The sequence below is a fragment of the Mycolicibacterium aromaticivorans JS19b1 = JCM 16368 genome (assembly GCF_000559085.1).
GTDB lineage: Bacteria > Actinomycetota > Actinomycetes > Mycobacteriales > Mycobacteriaceae > Mycobacterium > Mycobacterium aromaticivorans.
The window spans coordinates 3,870,439-3,886,348 of the sequence record NZ_JALN02000001.1 but is presented as its reverse complement, the minus strand read 5'-3'; the positions used below and the strand labels follow the sequence as shown (position 1 = coordinate 3,886,348).

General features: G+C 68.5%; 13 protein-coding genes. 6 read left to right on the top strand and 7 right to left on the bottom strand.

The genetic code is table 11. The features are described 5' to 3' along the window. Positions 1–43: 43 nt before the first annotated feature. Entirely contained in the window at positions 44–2,623 is a 2,580-nt protein-coding gene (locus Y900_RS18775; protein ID WP_036343791.1) for a bifunctional FO biosynthesis protein CofGH, read from the bottom strand. Between the two features lie 218 nt (positions 2,624–2,841). Between Y900_RS18775 and Y900_RS18770 the strand changes: the two genes are divergently transcribed. Next, positions 2,842–3,786, top strand: coding sequence for a hypothetical protein (locus tag Y900_RS18770; RefSeq protein WP_051660147.1), 945 nt, complete (start codon positions 2,842–2,844; stop codon positions 3,784–3,786). Here Y900_RS18770 and Y900_RS18765 read toward each other — a convergent pair. Further along, entirely contained in the window at positions 3,783–4,172 is a 390-nt protein-coding gene (locus tag Y900_RS18765) for a hypothetical protein (RefSeq protein ID WP_237752597.1), read from the bottom strand. The genes Y900_RS18770 and Y900_RS18765 overlap by 4 nt on opposite strands. Positions 4,173–4,176: 4 nt before the next feature. Further along, positions 4,177–5,043 (bottom strand): N-acetyl-1-D-myo-inositol-2-amino-2-deoxy-alpha-D-glucopyranoside deacetylase, encoded by an 867-nt coding sequence (mshB, locus tag Y900_RS18760; RefSeq protein WP_036347216.1) that lies wholly within the window; start codon positions 5,041–5,043, stop codon positions 4,177–4,179. Positions 5,044–5,083: 40 nt separating this feature from the next. On the opposite strand from mshB, the gene Y900_RS18755 reads away from it, so the two are divergent. From Y900_RS18755 to Y900_RS18740, 4 genes are all read left to right on the top strand, one after another. Next, positions 5,084–6,334, top strand: coding sequence for a chloride channel protein (locus Y900_RS18755; RefSeq protein WP_036343790.1), 1,251 nt, complete (start codon positions 5,084–5,086; stop codon positions 6,332–6,334). 32 nt (positions 6,335–6,366) lie between these two features. Next, positions 6,367–7,422 (top strand): class I SAM-dependent methyltransferase, encoded by a 1,056-nt coding sequence (locus Y900_RS18750; RefSeq protein ID WP_036343789.1) that lies wholly within the window; start codon positions 6,367–6,369, stop codon positions 7,420–7,422. 267 nt (positions 7,423–7,689) lie between these two features. Continuing rightward, a complete protein-coding gene (locus tag Y900_RS30385; RefSeq protein ID WP_131536217.1) occupies positions 7,690–8,709 on the top strand; it encodes a hypothetical protein in 1,020 nt (339 codons plus the stop codon). 128 nt (positions 8,710–8,837) lie between these two features. Continuing rightward, complete coding sequence (locus Y900_RS18740) at positions 8,838–9,794, top strand: hypothetical protein (protein ID WP_036343788.1); 957 nt, start codon at positions 8,838–8,840, stop codon at positions 9,792–9,794. A 17-nt stretch (positions 9,795–9,811) separates the two neighbouring features. Here the strand turns inward: Y900_RS18740 and Y900_RS18735 are convergent, their stop codons facing one another. From Y900_RS18735 to Y900_RS18725, 3 genes are read right to left on the bottom strand one after another with little or no spacing between them, the layout of a single operon-like run. Continuing rightward, a complete protein-coding gene (locus tag Y900_RS18735) occupies positions 9,812–11,749 on the bottom strand; it encodes an ABC transporter family substrate-binding protein (protein WP_420329776.1) in 1,938 nt (645 codons plus the stop codon). Between the two features lie 28 nt (positions 11,750–11,777). Beyond that, positions 11,778–13,676, bottom strand: coding sequence for a translational GTPase TypA (typA, locus tag Y900_RS18730; protein WP_036343786.1), 1,899 nt, complete (start codon positions 13,674–13,676; stop codon positions 11,778–11,780). Further along, positions 13,673–14,299, bottom strand: a complete 627-nt coding sequence (locus Y900_RS18725) for a hypothetical protein (protein ID WP_036343784.1) — start codon at positions 14,297–14,299, stop codon at positions 13,673–13,675. The genes typA and Y900_RS18725 overlap by 4 nt, the downstream gene beginning before the upstream one ends. A 75-nt stretch (positions 14,300–14,374) precedes the next feature. On the opposite strand from Y900_RS18725, the gene Y900_RS18720 reads away from it, so the two are divergent. Next, entirely contained in the window at positions 14,375–14,647 is a 273-nt protein-coding gene (locus Y900_RS18720) for a hypothetical protein (RefSeq protein ID WP_036343782.1), read from the top strand. Between the two features lie 54 nt (positions 14,648–14,701). Here Y900_RS18720 and Y900_RS18715 read toward each other — a convergent pair whose 3' ends face one another. Further along, the gene (locus Y900_RS18715) at positions 14,702–15,898 is read right to left on the bottom strand and encodes a cytochrome P450 (protein WP_420329828.1); all 1,197 of its coding nucleotides are present in this window, start codon (positions 15,896–15,898) and stop codon (positions 14,702–14,704) included. Positions 15,899–15,910 lie beyond the last annotated feature (12 nt).

Genomic DNA, 15,910 nt, shown 5'->3' with positions numbered 1-15,910 from the left:
TGCCGACACCGTCGGTGATTCGGCAGCCGGAGTACCTCAGTCCTCAGGCCGCAAGGTCGGTGTAGGTCGTCGTGCGCTGACGCGCCGGACGACCGATACCGGCGGCGATGGCCATCAACTCTTCCGCCGACTTCGCCGAGCCGTTCTCCGAGCCCGCCATCCGCGAGATGGTCTCCTCCATCAGCGTGCCGCCCAGGTCGTTGGCGCCACCCTGCAGCATCACCTGCGTGCGCTCGACCCCGAGCTTGACCCACGACGTCTGGATGTGAGAGATCCGGCCGTGCAGCATGATCCGCGCCAGGGCATGCACCGCGCGGTTGTCCCGGTGCGTCGGCCCCGGGCGAGCACCGCCCGCCAGGTACAGCGGCGATGACTGGTGCACGAACGGCAGCGGAACGAACTCGGTGAACCCACCGGTGCGGTCCTGGATGCCCCGCAGCACGTTGAGGTGTCCCACCCAGTGCTTGGGGGTGTCGACGTGGCCGTACATCATCGTCGAGCTCGAGCGCAGCCCCACCTCGTGCGCGGTGGTCACCACGTCGATCCACTCCGAGGTGGGCAGCTTGCCTTTGGTCAGCACCCAGCGCACCTCGTCGTCGAGGATCTCCGCGGCGGTGCCGGGAATGGACCCGAGCCCGGCCTCACGCAGCGAGGTCAGCCATTCGCGCACCGAGAGGCCGCTGCGGGTCACCCCGTTGGCGATCTCCATCGGCGAGAACGCATGGACGTGCATCGACGGCACCCGCGCCTTGACCGCCCGGACCAGATCGGCGTAGCCGGTGACCGGCAGTTCGGGGTCGATCCCGCCCTGCATGCAGACCTCGGTGGCTCCGGCGACGTGCGCTTCCCAGGCCCGGTCGGCGACCTCAGAGGTGGACAGCGAGTACGCGTCGGCGTCGCCCTTGCGCTGAGCGAACGCGCAGAACCGGCAGCCGGTGTAGCAGATGTTGGTGAAGTTGATGTTCCGGTTCACCACGAACGTCACGTCATCACCCACCGCGTCGCGGCGAAGCGAATCAGCAAGGGCGGCAACCGCATCCATCGCCGGACCGTCGGCGGTGGCCAAAGCCAGGTATTCGTCGTCGCTGCAGCCGCCCGGGTCGCGCTCGGCCGAACGCAGCGCCGCCAGCACATCGGTGTCGATGCGCTCGGGCGCGCGGGCCGCCAACTCGGAGACCTTCTCCCGGATGGACTCCCAGTCCCCGAACGCGCTACCGAGATCGCTGCGGGTCTCGGTCAGCCGCCCCTCGGTGTCGATGGCCGAGTGAAGATCGGTGCGACCCAAGGACTCCGACGCCTCGTCGGGCTCTTGCCAGGGCCGGCCCACCGGGTTGGTGTCCAGCGCCCATCCGGTGTCCGGATCGGCAAGCGCATCCACATGTCCGCGCACCCGCGGATCGATCCACGCCGCACCCGCCTGCACGTACGACGGCTGCGCCGTAAGGCGTTCCACCAGTTCATAACCCGCCGCGGCAGTCACGTCCGCCAGCTCGTCCAGAGCGGGCCACGGCCGCTCCGGGTTGACGTGATCGGGCGTCAGCGGCGACACCCCACCCCAGTCGTCGACACCGGCCCCGACCAGCGCCAGGCATTCCTCCCGCGACACCAGATTCGGCGGCGCCTGAATGCGCATCTTCGGGCCGAGCACCAGGCGACTGACGGCGATGGTGGCCAGGAAGTCCTCGATGCCCGCATCGGGTACCGCCGCCATCGCGGTGTGGTCCTTGGCCCGGAAGTTCTGCACGATCACTTCCTGAACGTGCCCGAACTCCTTGTGCGAACGCCGGATCGCGTGCATGGTCTCGGCGCGCTCGGTCAGCGTCTCACCGATACCGACGAGAAGCCCGGTGGTGAACGGGATCGACAGCCGGCCGGCGTCGTCCAGCGTGCGCAGCCGCACTGCGGGATCTTTGTCCGGGCTGCCGTAATGCGCCAACCCCTTGGTCTCGAACAACCGCCGCGACGTGGTCTCGAGCATCATGCCCATCGAGGGCGCGACCGGCTTGAGCCGCGACAGCTCGGTCCAGCTCATCACCCCGGGGTTCAGGTGCGGCAGCAGGCCGGTCTCTTCGAGCACCCGGATCGCCATAGCGCGCACGTAATCGAGGGTGGAGTCGTAGCCGCGCTCGTCCAACCACTGCTTAGCCTCGTCCCAACGGGCCTCAGGACGGTCACCGAGAGTGAAAAGAGCTTCCTTGCAACCCAATTCCGCGCCTCGACGGGCCACGTCGAGAATCTCGTCGGGCTCCATGAACATGCCCTTGCCCTCGGCACGCAGCTTGCCCGGCACCGTCACGAAGGTGCAGTAATGGCAGGTGTCGCGGCACAGATGGGTCACCGGGATGAACACCTTGCGCGAATAGGTGACCGGTAGGCGCCCACCCGGGCCCCGGCGGCCTGCGGAATCCAGGCCGGCGTCACGAACCCGGGCCGCGCTTGCGCACAAGTCGGCGAGGTCGTCACCGCGGGCGGTCATGGCGATCGCCGCCTCGTCGACGTTGAGGGCGACACCGTCCCGCGCGCGACGCAGGACGCGTCTGAGCGCAGCGGGCGACGGAGCATCAGTCCGCTGCGGAACCACCGGTGTGGGCAACGGGCTACTTGGCTGCGAGTTCAGGGCCACTCCCCGGTAACCGTCGGCAGCAGAGAAATCATCCGCACGTCCCACAATCTGAAACTTCGGCGACTGACATGCTGCACACAGTAGTCCTCGCACGCGGCCGCGCGGCCTTGCCCGTCGGCCCCGCTCAGTGACCGGGACACGGCCGGAAAATCTGTAACACTTACGCGCGCGCAACGTAGATTGTCAGTATTAGCTGTGCCTGGAGCAGGGGGTTCGCCATGACCGTGTCCGTCCGTTCATATCTGACCGCTGGAATAGCGGCGGCGGTGGTCGGTGCCGTGGCCCTGACCCCCGTCCAGCCGTCGGCGCCGACCGCGATGTCGCTGGACTTTGTCCGCCTGTCCGCCGCGGTCCAGCCGCTGGTCAACCAGGTCGACACCGCGGCAGCAGCGATCGGTGCGCCCGACGTCGTTGCCGCCCCTGCCCAGCCCGGAGCTCACAAGACGGCGCAGGCCAACAACAACGCCTCGGACGCGATCGACGCGGCATATCAGTGGGCCCTCTACTGGGGCAACTATTTCGCCCTGCAGCTCGGTCCGTATTTACTCGGATGGGTCCCGTTCGGCTATCTCATCAGCGACCAGATCAACATCTGGTACCCGAACTTCACAGTCCCGGTGGCCAACACCGTCGTCTACGACTTCCTGGATCCGGTGGTCAATGATTTCTGGAACCCGACGGTCTGGCGGGACGGGCTGACCGCAATCGCCCAGACCACCCTCAGCAGCCTGGGCGTGGTCGGCACCCAAGAGGTCGCGTACTTCTGGAGCCTGCAGTGGTTCCCCATCCCGCTGCCGCCGCTCCCACCGCTGCCCTTCGCGGCACTGAAGACCCCCGCCGCGGCAGCGAGCGCGGGCGCCGTCCAGCAGAAGACCGAAACGGCCACCGCCAAGTCCGGCCTCGGCCATTCCGGCCGTCCCCAGGCGGTCACCACGACGGCCGACACATCCGACGGCACCACGGTCACCGCCCAGGCGGTCACCGACACCACCGGATCGACGAACGCCCCGCCCCCGAAGGCCGTCAGCACCAACAGGTCCGCCAAGGCGAACAGCGGCGCGGGCTCAGGGCAGGGCGGCGCCGCCACGTCGGGCACCACGTCCGGCGCCAAGAAGTCGACGGCCGGTTCGGCGCGAAGCAAGGCCGCGAAGAGCGCCAGTTAGCGGGTGCGCCGCCAGAGGAACACCGCGGGCGGCGCAGCGCCCAGCGCCAGGAAGATCAGCACCGAGTAAGCCATCACGCCCGGGCCGCCGAAGACAATGTCGCCGCCCGGCCCGCCCAGGGTCAGCGCGGCGACCGTGACCAGCCACGTCATCAGCGGTAGGGCGGCAAGCCGGTCGGAATCCGTCCAGTAGGCGGCCGCCCAGACCAGGGCGAGGTTCACCAGACCGCTGACCAGCGCGCTGATCGGCAGCGGCACGGTGCCCAGATAGAGCGGCAGGAACAGCGCGCCGGCGACAGCCGAGAGGACGCCGTCGACGGCCAGCAGGGCCAGCACCGCTGTGCGGATGGCCGAGTCGGCCGTTCCACGGGTTCGGGGTGGCTTCACCGATCTATTGCCCGAAGCCGAGCCCGCCGAGAAGGTCGGTCTCCCAACCACGCTCATTGGTCGGACCCGCCGTGCCCTCGACGAGCACATAGTGTTCGGCGGCCAGTACCGGCAGCACGAGCTTGTTGGACAGCGTGAACGCCCGCCTGGTCGGACCGACCAGCATCTGGGTGGCGTGTGCGGCGATCGCGCCGACCTTGGCGTCGACATGCTCGGGCGCCTCGACGATCGCGGTGATCCTGTCGTCGGGGAAACCGAACTCCACATCGGGGGGCGGCATGATCCAGTCGGCCAGCACGTCGTCGGGCCCGAGCGCGTTGACGCCGTCGCGAAAAGCGCTGGCGCAGATGACACCCCAGTAGAACTTCGGCACCGTCCACGTCGCGGCCGCGACCGCGGCGGTGGTGATCTTGTGGGTCTGTACGTGGTCGGGGTGGCCGTAGCCGCCGCCGGGGTCGTAGGTGGCGACGACGTGCGGGCGCAGTTCGTCGATGACGTCGGCCAGCAGACCGACGGCTTCGTCGACGTCGGCGTCCACGAACTTGGTGTGCTTGCGCGCCGGGGTACCGGGCATGCCCGAGTCGCGCCACCTGCCCGCCCCGCCGAGGAACCGCGGGCCGGACAGACCCAGCGCCTGAAGGGCCGTCGTCAGTTCCCCGATTCGGTAGCCGCCCAACTGATCCGCTTCGTCGACGGCGAGCCGTCGCCAGCGGTCGTCGATGATCTCGCCCTCTTCACCGAGGGTGCAGGTGACGACGGTCACCTCCGCCCCGCGTTGCACGTAGCGCGCAATGCTGACCGCGTTGTTCATCGTCTCGTCGTCCGGGTGGGCGTGCACGAACAACAACCGCGGGGTCTCCTGCTCAGCCACGTCGGCCACCCTACCGCCGCGGGTGACATAGATTCGGCGCGTGAACCGGCGCCACCTGGAGTTCGGCTGCGCGGTCGCCGCGATCGGGCTGCTGGCGGGGCTCGCCGGCGCCGCGACCACTGTGCTGCTGCACGCGGTCGAGCACCTCACGTTCAACTACAGCTTCGGGACCCTGCTGGACGGGGTGACGGGGTCGAGTCCGGTGCGCCGCGCGGTCGGCCCCACGATCGGCGGCGCGCTGGCCGGCCTCGGCTGGTGGCTGCTGCGGCGACGGACCCGGGTGCCGTCGCTGTCGGACGCCATCGATTCTCCCGGACCGTTGCCGCGGCTCGCGTTGACGCTCGACGCCTTGCTGCAGGTGGTGTTGGTGGGCGCCGGCGCGTCGCTCGGCCGGGAGGGCGCGCCCCGCCAATTCGCCGCGGTGCTCGGCGATCTCGGCACCTCGAGGTGGGCGCTCACCGAGAGCGATCGCAGGATCCTGCTCGGCTGCGCCGCCGGCGCCGGCTTGGCGGCGGTGTACAGCGTGCCGATGGGCGGCGCCCTGTTCGCCATCCAGATCGTGCTGCGCACCTGGAGCCTGCGCACTGTCGGGACGGCGATGATCACCTCCAGCATCGCGGTGGCGGTGGCCGCGCCGGTCACCCACCTGGAGGTGCCGCTGCACTGGCCCAATCCCGAGCTGTCGTATCTGCTGACCGGATTCGCTGTCCTGCTCTCGCCGCTGGCGCTCGCGGTGGGCCGGGGCTTCAACCGGCTGATGCAGTACGCCAAAGCTCACCGGGTCGGCGACTCCTGGCTGCTGATCCCCGCCATCACGGCCGCCGGGCTGCTGGTGGGTGTGCTGTCGCACTGGTGGCCCGAACTGCCCGGCAACGGCAAGAGCGTGCTGACCGTGAGCGTCGGCTCCGGGCTGACGCTGGCGTCGGCCGGGGCGCTGCTGTTGCTCAAGCCGCTGGTGACCGCACTGTTCCTGCGGGCGGGCGCAGTCGGCGGCATGCTGACTCCCGCACTGGCCACCGGCGCGGCGATGGGGTCGCTGGTGGCCGTGGCGATCAACACCTGGACACCGCTGACTGTCAGCGTCCCGGCGGTGTCACTGGCCTGCGCGGCGGGCGTACTGGCCGTCACTCAGGGTGCTCCCACCTGGGCCGCGCTGTTCGTCTGGGAGCTGGCCCATCCCCCCTGGTGGCTGCTGATCGTCTTCGCGGCCGCCGCGTATGCCGCCAATGCGCTCAACGGTCTGCTCGAGCGGCGCCGCGAAATTCAGGTGAACGAGCAAACCGATCACTGACAACCGCCGCCGGATCGGGTAGAAGAACTCAGGTGGAGAACGTGCCGCTGTCGTCGACCGCCGATCCCTCGCTCCAGAGCGCCATGACACGTCGGCTGCTCCGGCGTTCGGTCGCCACCGGTGAGATCAGCCTGCCGGCCGTGCCCGGCCTGCTCGAGGCGTACGTGACCATGTGCGCCACCCTGTTCGCAGCGTTGGGCAGCGAGTTCAGCGCCGAGCAGATCGACGAACTGCGCGCCATCCTGCACGAACAGCTGACCGAGGCGTTCGGCGCGTCACCGCGCTCGGAGATCGTCATCTCGTATGCGGCCCCGGTCGGAACGGTGCTGAACTACCACGTCAAGAGCCGCTGGTGGACGGTCGAAGGTGCATACGAGAACTGGATCGCCACCCGCGAACCCCCGTTGTTCGGATCAGAACCCGACGCGCGGGTGTTGGCGCTGGCCGGCGAAGCCGCCGATCCCCGTTTGTGTCCGATCCTGGATCTGGGTGCCGGCACCGGACGCAACGCGCTGGCGCTGGCGCGGCGCGGCCATGAGGTCGACGCCGTCGAGATGACGGCGTCGTTCGCCGAGAGCATCCGGGCGGCCGCGCAGGGCGAGTCGCTGCCGGTCCGCGTGTTGGAGCGCGACATCTTCGCAACGCTGGAGGATCTGCGCCGCGACTACCGCCTGATTTTGCTGTCGGAGGTGGTGTCGGATTTCCGGTCGACGGACCAGCTGCGCGGGGTCTTCGAGTTGGCCTCCCATTGCCTGGCCCCGGGCGGTCGCCTGGTGTTCAACGCTTTCGTCGCACACCGCGACTACACCCCGGATGACGGGGCACTCCAGCTGGGCCAGCAGTGTTATACGACGATCTTCACCCAACCTCAGATGGCAGCGGCCCTGGCCGGGTCTGCTCTGGCACTGGTGTCGGACGTGTCGGTCTACGACTACGAGAAAAACCATCTGCCGGCCGGGACGTGGCCGCCGACCAGCTGGTACGGCGAATGGGTCAGCGGGCAGGACGTGTTCGACGTTCCCCGCGATCAACGCCCGATCGAGATGCGGTGGTTGGTCTACGAAAAATCGAGCACACCGTCGGACTGACGCACCAGAATTAGCCAGTCTGTGCGTACGCAAATTTCCTCAGCCGCCCTTAAGGTAAGGGGGTGTGCTAATTGGGTTGGCTCACAAGGAATTTCTGCCTCTACCTCGGCAATCAGGAATTTTCGCTTAAAAAAATTCTCAGGCGGCGTCTTTACCCTTATCAGCCTATTCTCAGGTATCGTTCTCCTTGCCGGTGCCGCAAACACGGATTAGGGAGACGGCATGCGACGGGCGTTGGGGCCATTCCTTACTACAGGGGTGGCACTCGTGGCGGCGACTGTGGTCGTGGCCAACCCCCTCGCGCCTCCATCCAGGGACATGCAGATCTCCACCACGCAGCTGTCCACCAGTCCCGATCTGCTCAGCCCTTCCGATAAATCCCTGCTCAGCGCACTGACGCCGAAGTTGCCGAGTTCCGACATCGGCCCTGCGCTCGCGCAGATCCTGGCCGCATTGGCCGCGGACGCCGATCGCATCAGCCGCGAGGTCAGTTCGGCGATCAACCCCGAGCCGTCGACGGCCGCGGCGCTCCCCGAGCAAACTGCTTATCGGCCCGACCCGATAGGTTCCGGCTTCGTCGAGTCGCCAAACGCCACTCCTGCCCCATTCACCACGGGATTTGTCACGTCAGTCGTCAGTTCCGACGTGGTGCAGGCGCTCAACGGCCTGGTCTTGGACACCTCATATCTTGGCGGAAAAGTCGTCGAGGCGGCCTACGCCGTGGTGGCGGTGATCATCCGCGTCCCGCAATTCGTCGTGACCGCTGCCCTCGATCTGCTCAACGGCGACATCGCCGGCGCCCTGGACACCGTCAAGGCGGCCATCCGCGCATTCTGGGGCCCGGGGCTGATCATTCTCGACGGCATCAGGGACGTTCTGTACGGACGTCGCCCTCCGGCCATCCCGCCGCCCACCGCGCTCAAGAATCTGGTCGCAGCGGCCACCGCCGGCGCCGGGACGGAGGCCAATCCGGCCCCCAGCGAGCCGGCCACCGATACCGCGACAACGGCGCCGTCCAGCCAGAACAACAAGGCCGGCTCCGCTCGCAAACCGGAAACCACGCCGACGGCAGCCAGCCTGCGGCCCACCACCACCAAGTCGACCAACTCCAGCAACTCGGGCACCGACGCGACAACTCCGACGAAGGTCGGCAGTGACAGCAAGGCGACGACGGGGACGACAACAGGGACGACGACGGGGACGACAACGCACTCGACGGCTGGGTCGGCCCGGAGCTCGAAGAACTCTTCGTCCAGTTCCTCCGGCGCCGGCTCGTCGAACGGCTGACGCCGTGCACGCCGGCCGAACTGATTGACCGCTCAAGCACTGTCCGCGACTTCTGCCAACTCGCCGCTTCTCAGTTTGCTGTCAGGTAAGTTTCGCCTGGTCGGTACACCTCGGCCTAGGAGCCAGAAATGCCTGCTGCTGTCAACTCGCTCTATCGGACCAGCATCGCGGTCGTGGGGGCCGGCGTCATCGCCGTCAGTCCGCTGATCCTCAGCCACAGCGCGCCCGTCGCCTCTGTGCAGCTGCCCCGAATCCAGCTCACCGACGTGTCCGTCCCGGCTCTCGGCGCAATCCCGTACCAGATTGGCATCAACCTGCTCGGTGACATCCTCGCCGCGACGCCGATCCTGGTCGGCAGCACCCAGCAGTGCGCCACGTACTGCCTGGGACCGAACACCCCGGCGCCCGACCCGACGTACGCGCCGTTCACCGGGTGGGGGCTGGTCGGCCTCGGCAACGGGCTGATCAGCAGCCCGGTCGCGTTCATCGGCGCACTGCAGGCCGGTCGCGATGTCGCCCAAGCGCTCGGCGCCGCGCTGCTCGCGGTTCAGGTGCCGATCGCCAACACCTTCAGCCTGCTGCTCGCGCCGCGCACTCCGTCCGGCGGATTCGCGCTGCAGGCAACCCTGGACCGGGCGTTCGCCGCCTACAACCACGCTGTCGAGTCAGGAGTCAACATCGCCGCCCAGGCGTTCGTGACCGGCCCGCTGACGGTGCTGGCCGGCGCGGTCAAAGGGACGACGGTTTTCGCCGGAACGCTGGCCCAGACCGGTGACGTCGCGGCCGCGTTCGCCGCCGGTCGAGTCCCGATCCAGAACGCGGTCACCACCGCCTCCACCGACCTCGTCAGCCAGATCAACGAGGGCCGCACGACGATCTACGCCGACCTCATCGGCGGGCCCGGCGCGACCACCCGCCCGATTCCGACCGTGCCGCCGCAGGCCGGCGCGGCACTGCGTCCGGCCACGGCAGCCAGTTCGTCGAAGACCAGCCTCGCCAAGGCCGCCGATACCGGCCCCTCCACCGCCAAGAAGGGCGGAGTCGCCGGTTCCCAGCGCGCGCACAAGGCCGCCTCGGCCCCGTAGGAGTACTGCACAGCGGCCTACTGCGTTGCTTTCGCCCATCGGCCGGCGTCACCGACGATGCCGACCGGCACCGCTCCGCTGAGGCTGACGTTCTGCACGCTCGGGCCCACCGCGACGATCGTGGTGTCCTGCAGGATCGGCAAGACAGTCGACATGTTCCACAGCCGCGGCTCGACCAGGTTGATGACGTCGTCGATCTTGGCCGAACCATCAAGAGCCGCTTCGATATTGGGCTGAATGCTGCGATCACAGATCCCGGTCAGGTTCGACGGTGCCTGCACCAGCGCACCCGACTCGGGGGCCGGCGGCGGGCTCGTCGGCGCGGTGGTGGTGGTAGCGGCGGACGGCGGGCCGGCCGAGGGCGTCGACGACGGGCTTGCGGTCGTGCTGGTCGGAGCCGCCGTGGTGGTCGGAGCCGCCGTGGTGGTCGGAGCCGCCGTCAGAACGGATGTGGCCTCCAAGGCCGGGCAGCCGTAGCGCGAGGCCAGCGATGTGGCCAGGTCACCGCCCGCGGCGTGCCAGCCGACGATGGCGTCGACGCGGTTGTTCACCAGCGCGTCCCCATAGAGCACCGGCGGATCGAGCGCCAGCACCGTCGCGGCGATGCCGACACTGCGCAACTGGTCGGCGGCGGTATTGGCGACCGCAACCGCCGTCGGGTCGTTGGCGGCCACGCCGATCACGAGCGACAGGATCTCGCCGTCCTTGCTGACCCTCCCGCGGGTGATCTCCGGCGGGCCCGGCTGCGGGGTCTCGGTGCGTGATCCGGCCGACGGCGGCGACGGCACCGGCGACTCGGTCGGGGTCCGGTCGATCTGGAAGCCGACCTGCTCGAGCAGTTCCAGCGACCGTTGCTTGCCCAGTGCCGGCGGCGCGGTGGGCACGTAGCCCGGATCACTCGGCGAACGTACCTGCGCCTGCGCCAGGGTGACGGTGTTGTCGCTGCCGGCGCCGACGGCGGCCAGCAGATCCACGTCCAGCAGTCCCAGAATCGCTTTGCGCACAGCCGGATCCGACAGTTTGGGCTCGCCCGCCCGCAACGTCAGCTGCATGACCCGCGGAGTGACGATCCGCGCGGTACGCACATCCGGGATGGCCGACAGCTGGGCGAACGCGGCGGCGCCACCGTGCACCTGCGCCACCTGGGTGTCCCCGTTGCGGATCGAATCCGCCAGCGCGGCAGGCGCGCCGGCGCGGCGGAACAGGATCTGGTCGGGGTGCGCCGGTGGTCCCCAGAATCGGTCGTTGCGGGCCAGCAGGATCTCGTCGCGCTGGGGGTCGATGTTGTCCACCCGGAACTGGCCGGCGGTCACCGGCATCGCACGGGCCAGGCCGGCCGGGAACCCGCCCGGCACATCCTTGACGATGTGCGCGGGCAGCAGGTCGTTGAACAGCTCCCGCCATGCCGGGTACGGCTGCGCGAACGTCACCACCGCGGTCTTCCCACCCTCGATCGACTGGACGCCGGTGATCAGGTCGTAGCCCGCGGGGTCGACAACGCCGGGCTGGCTGACCATCTGGCGCCACAAGTACCAGAAGTCGTCGGCGGCGATCGGGGCGTTGTCGGTCCACGACGCTTCGGGACGGATCTTGTAGGTGACGGTGAACGGGTTCTGGTTGGTCACCTGGGCCGAGACCAGCAGCGTCGGGTCCATCTCCCAGCGGGAGCCGGTCGGCGTCGCCGGATCCGGGACCGGGCGAAACGAACTGGGCAGAACCAGCGCACTGATCGCGGCGTTCACCGGCGACTGGTCAGAGAGCAGGTGCGGGTTGAACCCGGCGCCGATCGAGTCGATGCCCATGATGATCTGGGTGGGCCGGGCCGGTGGCGGCGGGGGCACGTTCGTCGTTTCGGTGCTCTGCGGAGCCGGTGGCGGGCTCACCGTGCAGGCGGCCGTGACCAGCACGGACAGCAGCACAGCCAGGACTTGAAGGCTGCGCGGTCCGGTCGGCACGCCCCTCAGAGTAGCGATAGGTCGCAGGTCAGCCCCTGGCCTTGGCCCGGGACTTCGCCCGCGCCCGGCTGGTGGCATCCAGCTCGACCTTGCGCACCCGCACGATCTCCGGCGTCACCTCGACGCACTCGTCCTCGGCGCAGAACTCCATGGCTTGCTCGAGACCGAGTTCCAGCGGCCGGGCCAGCGTCTCCATCACGTCAGCGGTGGAGGACCGCATATTGGTGAGCTTCTTCTCGCGGGTGATGTTGATGTCGAGGTCCTCGGCGCGCGGGTTGATTCCGACGACCTGGCCCTCGTAGGTCTCCTGCCCGGGCTCGACGAAGAACTGCCCACGGTCGGCGAGTTGGATCATCGCGAACGGGGTGATCTGGCCGGAGCGGTCACTCACCAGCGAACCGGTGTGCCGGGCCCGGATCTCCCCGGCCCACGGCCGGTATCCGTCGAACACCGCGTTGGCGATTCCGGTGCCGCGGGTCAGCGTCAGGAAGTCGGTGCGGAATCCGATCAGGCCGCGGCTGGGAACGATGAAGTCCATCCGCACCCATCCCGCCGCGTGGTTGGCCATCTCTTCCATCCGACCCTTGCGGCCGGCCATCAGCTGGGTGATCGCGCCGACGAACTCCTCGGGGCAGTCGATGGTCATCGCCTCGAACGGCTCGTGCAGCTTGCCGTCGATGGTGCGGGTGACCACCTGCGGCTTGCCGACGGTCAACTCGAATCCTTCGCGGCGCATCTGCTCCACGAGGACGGCCAGCGCCAGCTCACCGCGGCCCTGCACTTCCCAGGCATCCGGGCGGCCGACGTCGACGACCTTGATCGAGACGTTGCCGACCAGTTCGGAGTCCAAGCGGCTCTTGACCATTCGCGCTGTGAGTTTGTGGCCGGACACCTTGCCCGCCAGCGGCGAGGTGTTGGTGCCGATGGTCACCGAGATCGCCGGCTCGTCGACGGTGATCCGCGGCAGCGCGTGCGCGTGGTCGGGGTCGGCCAGGGTGTCGCCGATCATGATCTCCGGGATGCCGGCCACCGCGACGATATCGCCGGCGACGGCTTCCTCGGTCGGGGTGCGTTCGACGCCCTCGGTGACGAGCAGCTCGGTGATCTTGGCGTTCGTGATCACCGGGTGGCCGTCGACCTCCCGCATCCAGGCCACCTGCTGGCCCTTCTTGAGGCGGCCTTTGTAGATGCGGATCAGCGCGAGCCGGCCCAGGAACGCCGAGGCGTCCAGGTTGGTCACCAGCGCCTGCAGCGGCGCTTCGGGATCGCCCTGCGGCGGCGGAATGTGCTCGAGCAGGACGTCGAACAGCGGATCGAGGTTCTCGCCGTCAGGGTTCTCCCCGTTGGCGGGCTGGGTGGTGCTGGCGATGCCTGCCCGTCCCGAGGCGTACAGCGTCGGCAGGTCCAGTGCCTTCTCGGCGGCCGCCTGGGCTTCCTCGTCGAGATCGGACGCGACGTCGAGCAGCAGATCGTGGCTTTCCTCGACGACCTCGGCGATCCGGGCGTCGGGGCGGTCGGTCTTGTTGACCACAAGGATCACCGGCAGGTGTGCCGCCAGCGCCTTGCGCAGCACGAACCGGGTCTGCGGCAGCGGACCCTCGGAGGCGTCCACCAGCAACAGCACACCGTCGACCATGGACAGGCCGCGTTCCACCTCACCGCCGAAGTCGGCGTGACCGGGGGTGTCTATGACGTTGATCACTGTCATCGAACCGTCGGGGTTATGACGATGCACGGCGGTGTTTTTCGCCAGGATCGTGATGCCCTTTTCCTTCTCCAGGTCACCGGAATCCATCAGCCGTTCGATGGTGTCGTCACCACGGTGGGTAAGGGCGCCGGACTGCCGCAACATGGCGTCCACCAGGGTGGTCTTGCCGTGGTCGACGTGCGCCACGATGGCGACATTGCGGAAGTCTCGGTTGTTCACGGCCCTGATTCTCGCAGCGCAGGTGCCCTTTTGCGAAAACGAGGAAGCACCAGCAGCGCCGCGCCGAGGAAGCACAGCGCTCCGAAGAAGGTTCCCAGGTTCGCTACCAGCGCGTCCTCGGTGATTCCGGTTCGCCGCACGAATGCACCCACCGCGGAGACCCCGAACGCGATCGAGCCGACCATGTTGATCCACTCCGCCTGCCAGTCGCGCGACCCGAGCGCGATCAGCCCCACCGCGATAGTGGCGGCGGCCACCCCGAGCGCCGCGCTCACCAGGAAGGCGACCGACCCCAACGCGTCCGGCGTCCATACGTAGTGGCGGCGCACTCCGGTCGCGTGCGCCCATACCGCGGCACCGGTACTGATGTTGAACAGCACAGTGCCCGCGAATTGGATTGCCGCCGAGAGCCATTCGATCTTCCAGGGCGGCGTTGCGAGCACCAGTTGCATCCAGGCCGCAGCGGTGAAGAACCAGGAGCCGATGAAGCAGAGCCAGTTGGCGGCACCCGCACCGGCGATCGAGGGGAAACCGGGGACGGTCGCCGCGGCGAAGAAGGCCGAGCCCACCGCGAACAGCCAGCATTGCCGCGAAAGTGTCGCCAGCGTCCCCACGCACGGCATTCCAACAGGCTTTCCACATCATTCGCAAACTCGTCGGAGTTACCGTGAATGCATACCGTCAAAGGAGGTTCGGACATGACGGTCTACGAAGTTCTCACCGTTGCCCTCATCGTGGTGCTCGGCACCGCGGCCACCGCCGCCATCTATCTCGGGCTGCTCAACTGGATCGGCGCGGCGTACGTCGTCCGGTGTGCGGGTTGCCGTCACCTGACGGTCTCGTCGGATCGCCGCCAGCCGGAGACGTGCCCGCACTGCCGCCACCCCGTGCTCATGCACCCGGTGCACGCCGCGCATCACCCGCGACAGTTCGCCGATGTGCGGGTCGCGGGTGACGCCCTCAAGTACTAGGAGCCGGACAGGAGCAGCATGACGCGCCCGCACGGCGGTGCTGCGCCGCAGTCCTCAGCGCGAAACCGGTGCGGTCGGCGTGAATTCGACGGGCATGGCCTCCAGCCCGCTGACGAAGTTGGCCGGCCGCAGCGGCAACTCCGCGCCGTCGGCCAGTCGCAGATCCGGTAGCCGAGCCAGTACCCGGCGGGTCATCGCCGTCAGCTCCAGGCGGGCCAGCTGGTTGCCCAGGCAGAAGTGGGTGCCGAAGCCGAAGCTGACGTGGTTGTTGGGATTGCGGTCGATGCGGAAGACGTCCGGATCACCGAAGACCGTCTCGTCGAAGTTGGCCGATTCGAACAGCAGCAGGATCTTCTCGCCCTGGTGCAGCGCCGTGCCGTGAAAGTCGGTGTCGGCGGTCAGTGTTCGGCACATGTTCTTGATCGGCGAGGTCCAGCGCAGCATCTCCTCGACCGCCCCGGGCAACAGGTCGGGGTCGTCGCGCACCGCATGCCACTGCTCGGGGTGGCGGCTCAGTTCGGCGGTTCCGCCGGACAGCGTGTGCCGCGTGGTCTCGTCGCCGCCGATCAGGATCAGCAGCGTCTCGGCGTAGATCTGCTCGTCGGTGAGCCGCTGACCGTCGACGTCGGCGGCGATCAGGACGCTGACGAGATCGTCCGCGGGTTCGCGCCTGCGCTGCGCGACGAAGCCGGCCATGAACTCGTTGTAGGCGGTCAGTGCGGTGGCCGCGGCCAGCAGCGACTCCTCGGTGGCCACCGAGCTCAGCGCCACCACCATGTCGTCGGACCATGCCAGCAGGGTGTCGCGGTCTTCGGGGGCCACGCCGAGCATGTCGCCGATGACGGCCATCGGCAGCGGCGCGGCCAAGTCGCGGACGAAGTCGCACGAGCCGCGTTCGCACACCGCGTCGATCAACGCATCGCACAGCGCGTCAATGGATTTCGTTCTGTCCCGCACCCGCTTGCGGGTGAAGCCGGCATTGACCAGCTTGCGCCGTAACAGATGCTGCGGGTCGTCCATGTCGATCATGTGCGGCAGCGGCGGAGTCGTCGGGCGGATCCCGCCCGCGTTGGAGAACAGTTCCGGCTGCCGCTCGGCGTCGATCACCGCGCGATAGGTCGCGGCGGCGGCCAGGCCGTTACGGTCGCGGAAGACCGGCTGGTGGGTGCGCATCCAGCGATACGCCTCGCGGACCGCGCCGCCGGCGTAGAACCGGCCGTCGGTGAGATCAACGTCGGCGGTGACGTCTATGAGCACGCCCCA

Bases quoted from the DNA above. Each gene is read 5' to 3' on its own strand.
- Y900_RS18770 (WP_051660147.1), top strand. From the start codon at position 2,842: ATGACCGTGTCCGTCCGTTCATATCTGACCGCTGGAATAGCGGCGGCG.
- Y900_RS18740 (WP_036343788.1), top strand. From the start codon at position 8,838: ATGCCTGCTGCTGTCAACTCGCTCTATCGGACCAGCATCGCGGTCGTG.
- Y900_RS18725 (WP_036343784.1), bottom strand. From the start codon at position 14,299: ATGCCGTGCGTGGGGACGCTGGCGACACTTTCGCGGCAATGCTGGCTG.
- Y900_RS18720 (WP_036343782.1), top strand. From the start codon at position 14,375: ATGACGGTCTACGAAGTTCTCACCGTTGCCCTCATCGTGGTGCTCGGC.